The organism is Myroides injenensis M09-0166, assembly GCF_000246945.1.
Taxonomy (GTDB): Bacteria; Bacteroidota; Bacteroidia; order Flavobacteriales; family Flavobacteriaceae; genus Flavobacterium; species Flavobacterium injenense.
In genome coordinates this window covers 1-6612 of sequence record NZ_BAEX01000126.1, presented here as the reverse complement: position 1 = coordinate 6612, position 6612 = coordinate 1, and the positions used below count along the sequence as shown (strand labels likewise).

The following is a 6612-nucleotide window of genomic DNA, read 5'->3' as shown; positions in this document are numbered from 1 at the left end:
GTGTGCAGTTTTATTTTTTAGAATTATTCCATTGCATAACATATTCCTTCTCTAAAGTTGGTTGGTCTATTGATTCCGATAAGATTATGAAGTCTTTGGATTTATAAAAGCTTACACTTTTCTCATTTTTTTGGTAAACGTTTAATTTTAATTCCGTTCGCAAATTTTTAGCATAATTTAAAAGTAAAGTTCCAATTCCTTTTCCTTGTTGTTCTATATCTACAAAAATTGATGCAATATAATTTTCACTTAATGCAATAAATCCTAAAATATTATTAGTTTCCTCTGCTACATAAACTTCTGAATTTGGAAGATATTTTTTAATCATTAAAGACTTGTTATTTATCCAATAATCTTTTGGTATAAAATCGTGAGCTATTATAGATGTGTTTAGCCAAATGTCAGCTAAAAATAGAACATCTTTATCTTCCATTTTTCTAATTATTGTCATTATTTTTCTAGTGTTTAGTTCTTAGTTTTTTTGTTAGTATGTTAAAAAAGAAGTATCGCTCAATCTTTTTATAATTCTTTTTCCGTGTGTTGTTTGGCTTAAAAAAGAAACACCTCCACTAATTCCATATAAGTCAATTTTGTTGAGATTTTTCACGTCTAATTCAAGCCACATAACATTAAATACACTTAATGTATCTCCGTGAGAAACAATTATAATATTTTCTTCATCATTATTTATTATTTCTTTGTAGAAAGGCAGAAGTCTTTGCCAAACATCAAATCTAGATTCAGCGTCACTGAAACATTTGTCATAAATTGTCAGCTCTTCATTTTCAATGTTCTCTTTCAGCCATTTAACCGATTTTCCTATTGCTTTTCCTAAACTTCTTTCTTTAAGCGACTCTGTGAAAATTGGATTTAGGTTGAATTGTTCTGCGATAATTTCAGCAGTTTGTTTTGTCCTTTTGAGTGTTGATGAATAGATAGAAAACTTTTTATTTTCTATTTCTTTATTAAGATTAAATGCAATGTTTTTAGCTTGTTGAATTCCTTTTTTACTCAATTCCCAATCAGTCCAAGAACCAATCATTCCGTTTGTATGATGAATAGATTCAGGATGTTGAATGGTAATTATGTTTTTAGTTCGGAACATTCTATATTATCGGTTTCTCGCAAAATTGCACACAACATTGTTATTTCACGAAATAAAACACGGTGTAGTTTCGTAAAATAACACCTATATGCGCATTTCGTAAAATCTGTTGCTAATATAATTACTTTTTTGTAAATTAGATACTTAGTAAGTTATTTTTTGTGGATAGCGAAACAACATAGGTTAAATTAGATTTATTTAAGTATGGATAGCGAAACAACATAGGTTAAATTAGATTTATTTAAGTATGGATAGCGAAACAATATTAAAAACCTTACACGACCGATTGCAAGTGCAACGCTATGCCAATAATACCATAAAATCGTATTGTGGTTATGCACAAATATTCTTAGAGTATATGAGTAAATATCGTACGCTCAACGAAATACCTATTGCTGAAATAGAGGGTTTTATTAATGAAAAAGTATTTCAAGACAATATTAGTGCATCTTATCAACGCTCTTTAGTTGGGGCAATTAAGAAGATTTATGAGTTGGTCAATAATCAATCGATAGAGTTAAATTATTTATATCCTAAACGAAAATCAGCCCAACTGCCTACTTTCTTTTCTCAAGAAGAAGTGAGAAAAATATTAAATGCTACAGAAAATTTAAAGCATAAAGCAATTCTTACCACTATTTACAGTTGTGGATTACGCTTAAGTGAGTTAATAAATCTTAAACTAACCGATGTAAAATCCGACAGTAATAAGTCGTTTTTCCTTTTCAGATTAACTAAACTTTTTGCCTAGTCCCCAACTTTTGCACTTGATCCCAACTTTTGCACTTGATCCGTACTTTTGAACAAAATGCGATACCCTTAAAAAATAAAAAACCTATAACTCGTTGTGAATCATAGGTTTTGTGCTTTTTTACTAACTTTTTAAAAGTTACTATTTATAATTTCGCGGAGAAAGAGGGTTAGCCTCTTTTATGCCGTATGCTTTATAAATAGGGGTGTTCACTTTTTTAAATTGATGTGCGCACCTTATTCGGAAAGTTTTAAACTATGATTGGAATCTATCTGATTCAAGATTAAATATACTATTTAATAATTGATTTTGAGATAAAAGATGACTTTTTAATTTATCTCTAAATTATATGTTTCATCAATACGGTGTTAGCGATCATTTTATTTTTCTAATTGTAATATTTTAAAATCTACTTCTAAATTTCTCATATTCTTTGAGAGTTCATTTAACGAAAATTTAGCAATATTTGATTCATATTTATCAATGTCAGTTTCCAATTTTCTTTCTGTTTTAGAGGTGTCTAAAACAGCTAATACAAAAACAATATTTCTGTTTTTAATAATATCTATAAAATCATCCTTTGAAGTTTTAGTTAAATATTTTTTTGCATCTATTGAATATGTTGAAGTTCCATTGTTAGTAGTAACAGTTTTATATAGTGTTTTAAGATAAACAAAATTATTTTTAGAGTCTTCTTTTATCTTCCTCGCTGCAATTAAAACTTGGCTACATAAATCTCTCATTGAATTATCAAATCCTTTTTTTACGTGATAGAAATAAACATTTTGCTCATCCCATCTCAAGATGTCACATGATTCTATATTTAAAGGAGTGAATTTATCGAAAACGAGTGAATTGCTTTTTGTAAAATAGGATTTATTATAATCATTTTCACTACCTATAAACCATTTGTCCATTAGTGGTCCAGAGTATTTATTAGAAGTAATAAAATGTAATGATTGTTCATTAATTTTATCAATAAATGTTTTACCTATTTCGTACCAATCGCGTTCAATTAAAAAGTAACTTTTACCACTATACATGATTTCAGTGCAAAAATGGTTTGTTAAAGAATCTTTAGTTAATGTGACGCCATTTGCATCAAAGGTTTCAATTGAAGTATTATTAACTGTTGTTTTGAATTGCTCTAAAGTTAAAGTTGAGTCAATATTTCTTATTTTGTCTAATATAGGTTGAATTTGTTTTATTGCTTCTTCAAATGGATAGTCATTTCTCTTACGTTTTACACTCATACTTAATCTTGTAGAATTAGCATAATAGTACTTTTCAAAATCCTTATGAGCGATTTCAACACTAAAGGAAGTTATTGGATTTAAGTAGTTATGATAAATTTCGTTTAATAGTTTTTCCCATAAATCATTAATTAGCATAGAATTAGATTTGTTAACTTTTTCAACACTATTAATCTCAACAACAGGAGGTAAGCTTATTAATTTTTCACATTTTCCAATTAATTTTAAAAGATCGATAAATGAAACAGATTTTTTAATAGAAAATGAATTTTTAGCTATACAAAGACTATCCGATTTTAATTCAGTTTTTGCAAATCCAAAAATTTTAGTTAATTGATCAATGCTAATTGAAGCGTTAAGTTCATTGTATATGTTTCCAAATGAGTCATTTTCATAGAGGTTATAGTCATTTCTAAAAAATTTAATAGAACCTTGTATACCACCCGTTAAATTTCTTTCTTTACTTGAACGAAGATTTTTATCTTCGGCTTTTAATATACGAGATAAAATTTCAAGACCAAAATCACTTGTAGCAATGTCTTGAATCACTACATGTGCATAACCTCCAGTTGATGCAAAGTATTTTTTTTGATTTAGAATTGTAAAAAAGTATAACATAACTCTCAGAAGTTGAGTTTTTATTTTTTAAGATCTTTTCACCATTTTCGACTACTTTACTCATAAAATCTTTCCATTTTATAAGATTTAGAGTTTCTCTGAAATATACTTTTATCTCATATTCTGAATTTAAATTAGGTATAACTTTCTGTTCCTTAAATTTATTTGATTTTAGGTGTTTATCAAGAAAATTAAAGTCGATTGTTTCTTCTGTTTTTTTAGACTTTCTTAAAGTTTTTACTTTATCTTTTAGTAAATAAATGGTGTTTTGAATCTTATCAGACATAATTTATAATTGGAGAGTTCGGTAGAATGACTGTTAACGTTTCGAGGCTTAGCGTCAATAGCAGAAAATGAAACGAAAAATTTTCGATTTATTACTTAACCCGTCATTTCGCTAACCCCTTGTAACCATTAGTATTAATTGTATTTTATTAATTCAGTTAAGAAGTTTGACATATTAATTAAATCTTCTCTTTGTTCTGGCGTTATTCCTTCTGGATCAAAGTGCATAATATCATTTCGTATTAGACGAATTTTATCTAATTGTTTAATAAAAGGGACTCTTTCAATGTTTAGATTTAATTTTTTAAAATTTTCTTCATTTTCTATTAATCTAATATATTGTCCAAATGTCAAATCATCTATAAATTCAGCTTTGTCCTCTTCTGAGCAAACAGATTTTAAGTCTTCAAGTAAGAATTTTTCATCTAAGAGTAAACGTATTAAGTTCTCTATTTTTTCTAGTAAAAGGAAAGGTTCTGTCAATGTAAAAAATTGAGAACTGATATCAGTAATTGTGACAATCCCCGATAATGATTTATCTTTTTTTATAACTAAAACCATTTCTTCTTTTATTACTGTTTTAATTGCATCTAATAATGGTGTATCAAGGTCAAGAATAACAACTTTTGTTTTTAAAAAGTCCTTTACATCTTTAGATTCATTTCCGTTTGTGATTCCAATACCTATTGTTTCCCAAGTTATTAAGCCTGCAACACTTTTCGGGTTACTCATTACCGGAAGTTGAGAAAAATTGTGCATCATCATAAGCGTAATTGCATCAGATAATTTTGAATCTCTATTAATTGTAATAGGTGGTTTATTTGCTGATGGTAAAATACTAATCCTTAAAATAGGATCATTATCTGATTTACTTCTAGCTCTAGCTTTATGTTTTAATTTAATACATCCATCTATCCAAACAGTTGAGTAATGAGGATCGGTTTCTAAATTTTTAGAATGTAAAAAATTATCAATTCTTGCGTTATTCCCTTTTGTTCTTTTTACACAATGGAAATAGCTTAAAAAATCTCTTGGGGAAATTTCAAATTCTTTATCTCTATTTTCTTGAATTTCTCTTACAATTTCTAAAAAGTCTTCTCTTACATTCATTTATGTGATTAGTTTTTCAAATATTACAAATAATGGATTACATATTGACGATAGTGTTGGATTAGAAATCCAAAAACTTTTAACTTCGCACAAAAGCCAATTAATTAAATTTAGTAAAACTGTCAATATAATTTGCTGTTGCTAGAATATAAAATTATGCTCTCAAATTAAGAAAAACCTTATATTTTAGAAAATACCATGTTATACGACCTTATTACTCTAATAAATTTTTTAATTCTTTATATTTTTCATCTTCCAATATATCTAGTTCATTTAAAGTTGCAAGTTTAATCGCATTTCTTGCTTCTTTAATCCTACTAAGCATAGGTAATATTACTCTATTGCCGTGCTTTAAGAATGACTCAAGGTCTTTTTTACTTGTTGGAATTTTATATCCAGTATTACTTGATGAAATAAGTATTCCTTTATCTCTTAAATTTCCAATGATCTTAGATCTAAAATATTCTTCATTCATCGCTTTTTCTCTTGTAGAATTTAAATGTCGCATGATTTCTTTAGTTGAAATGTATACGTTTTTAGAATTTGCTCTTTGTAACCAAATTAAAAGTTTAAGAAATGCAATTTGGTCGCTAATTTGGGAATCAGATGAATTACTTTTTTCAATAAAATTGAATACTCTTTGGAAACTTACATCTGAAATTCTTTTGTCAAAAGTTTGTTGTGAATTACTGTCATCAAAGTCATTTATTGTCAGTTTTCTTGGGAATATATTTATTGAAGTAACTTTTGGTTTTATAAGGTTTAGTAATTGATCACTATTTTCATTTAACTTATTAAGATCATAGATATAAGCAATTGTACCTGCGATAAAATCAGCTAATTGGATTAATATTGATTGTTTGCTGTTTGTGTGTTTAAATTCGATGCCAGAAAATAATGTTCGTTGATGATTTTTTTCAACATACTTCTTAAATTCAAGCATAAACTTGTTTGTTCCATGTTCATCTACACTTAATTGTAATTCAGGAAATGTTCTATATAATTCCTTATAAAGAAGATTATTTACGAATTTATAAAAGGACTTTTTATATTTAAAACCTTCTGTTGTTAATTGCCTTTTGTCAACAACAACTGCATATATTGAAAAGTCAAGCTCTAAAATATCATGAAGAATTTTTTTTCGTCTTGTAATGTTATCACTTACTTTACTTGATTTTATTTCTCCAGTTTGAAAATGTTTTTTTCGAATAATTTCCAATTCATTTTCTAACTTTTCAACTTGTTCTTCTGATTTTACTAAAATTGATGCAACAATAAAATGAGAACCTTGGGTTTCAAATTCGAATGAATTATTACCTGATTCATCTGCGAATCCTAATATCATAATTTAAGTGTTAAGTTCATATTACGCTTAATCAGAAAATAATGTTTTATTATAACATAATTGTACTTTAAGAAGTGAGGAAAATTGAAAGCATAAGCTTCAGTCATAGCAGAAAGCAACCATTTTGTTACCCCCCCCCATGTTG

General features: G+C 27.3%; 6 protein-coding genes. 1 reads left to right on the top strand and 5 read right to left on the bottom strand.

Annotated features, from left to right (window positions below; translation table 11 throughout):
• Window positions 1–10: 10 nt before the first annotated feature.
• Together RH98_RS14370 and RH98_RS14365 are read right to left on the bottom strand one after the other, a co-directional pair.
• Window positions 11–451, bottom strand: a complete 441-nt coding sequence (locus RH98_RS14370) for a GNAT family N-acetyltransferase (RefSeq protein ID WP_010256688.1) — start codon at window positions 449–451, stop codon at window positions 11–13.
• Between the two features lie 33 nt (window positions 452–484).
• Window positions 485–1105 (bottom strand): histidine phosphatase family protein, encoded by a 621-nt coding sequence (locus RH98_RS14365; protein ID WP_010256684.1) that lies wholly within the window; start codon window positions 1103–1105, stop codon window positions 485–487.
• A gap of 247 nt (window positions 1106–1352) precedes the next feature.
• Here RH98_RS14365 and RH98_RS14360 point away from each other — a divergent pair, with 247 nt between their 5' ends.
• The gene (locus tag RH98_RS14360) at window positions 1353–1856 is read left to right on the top strand and encodes a tyrosine-type recombinase/integrase (RefSeq protein WP_010256680.1); all 504 of its coding nucleotides are present in this window, start codon (window positions 1353–1355) and stop codon (window positions 1854–1856) included.
• 380 nt (window positions 1857–2236) lie between these two features.
• Here RH98_RS14360 and RH98_RS14355 read toward each other — a convergent pair whose 3' ends face one another.
• The 3 genes from RH98_RS14355 to RH98_RS14340 all read right to left on the bottom strand — a co-directional run bounded on the left by RH98_RS14355 (window position 2237) and on the right by RH98_RS14340 (window position 6467).
• A complete protein-coding gene (locus RH98_RS14355) occupies window positions 2237–3727 on the bottom strand; it encodes a DUF6119 family protein (protein ID WP_010256677.1) in 1491 nt (496 codons plus the stop codon).
• A 420-nt stretch (window positions 3728–4147) separates the two neighbouring features.
• Window positions 4148–5122, bottom strand: coding sequence for a CBS domain-containing anti-phage protein (locus RH98_RS14345; RefSeq protein ID WP_010256672.1), 975 nt, complete (start codon window positions 5120–5122; stop codon window positions 4148–4150).
• A gap of 214 nt (window positions 5123–5336) precedes the next feature.
• Entirely contained in the window at window positions 5337–6467 is a 1131-nt protein-coding gene (locus tag RH98_RS14340) for a DUF3800 domain-containing protein (RefSeq protein WP_010256669.1), read from the bottom strand.
• Window positions 6468–6612 lie beyond the last annotated feature (145 nt).

Bases quoted from the DNA above. Each gene is read 5' to 3' on its own strand.
- RH98_RS14370 (WP_010256688.1), bottom strand. From the start codon at position 451: ATGACAATAATTAGAAAAATGGAAGATAAAGATGTTCTATTTTTAGCT.
- RH98_RS14365 (WP_010256684.1), bottom strand. From the start codon at position 1,105: ATGTTCCGAACTAAAAACATAATTACCATTCAACATCCTGAATCTATT.
- RH98_RS14360 (WP_010256680.1), top strand. From the start codon at position 1,353: ATGGATAGCGAAACAATATTAAAAACCTTACACGACCGATTGCAAGTG.
- RH98_RS14355 (WP_010256677.1), bottom strand. From the start codon at position 3,727: ATGTTATACTTTTTTACAATTCTAAATCAAAAAAAATACTTTGCATCA.
- RH98_RS14345 (WP_010256672.1), bottom strand. From the start codon at position 5,122: ATGAATGTAAGAGAAGACTTTTTAGAAATTGTAAGAGAAATTCAAGAA.
- RH98_RS14340 (WP_010256669.1), bottom strand. From the start codon at position 6,467: ATGATATTAGGATTCGCAGATGAATCAGGTAATAATTCATTCGAATTT.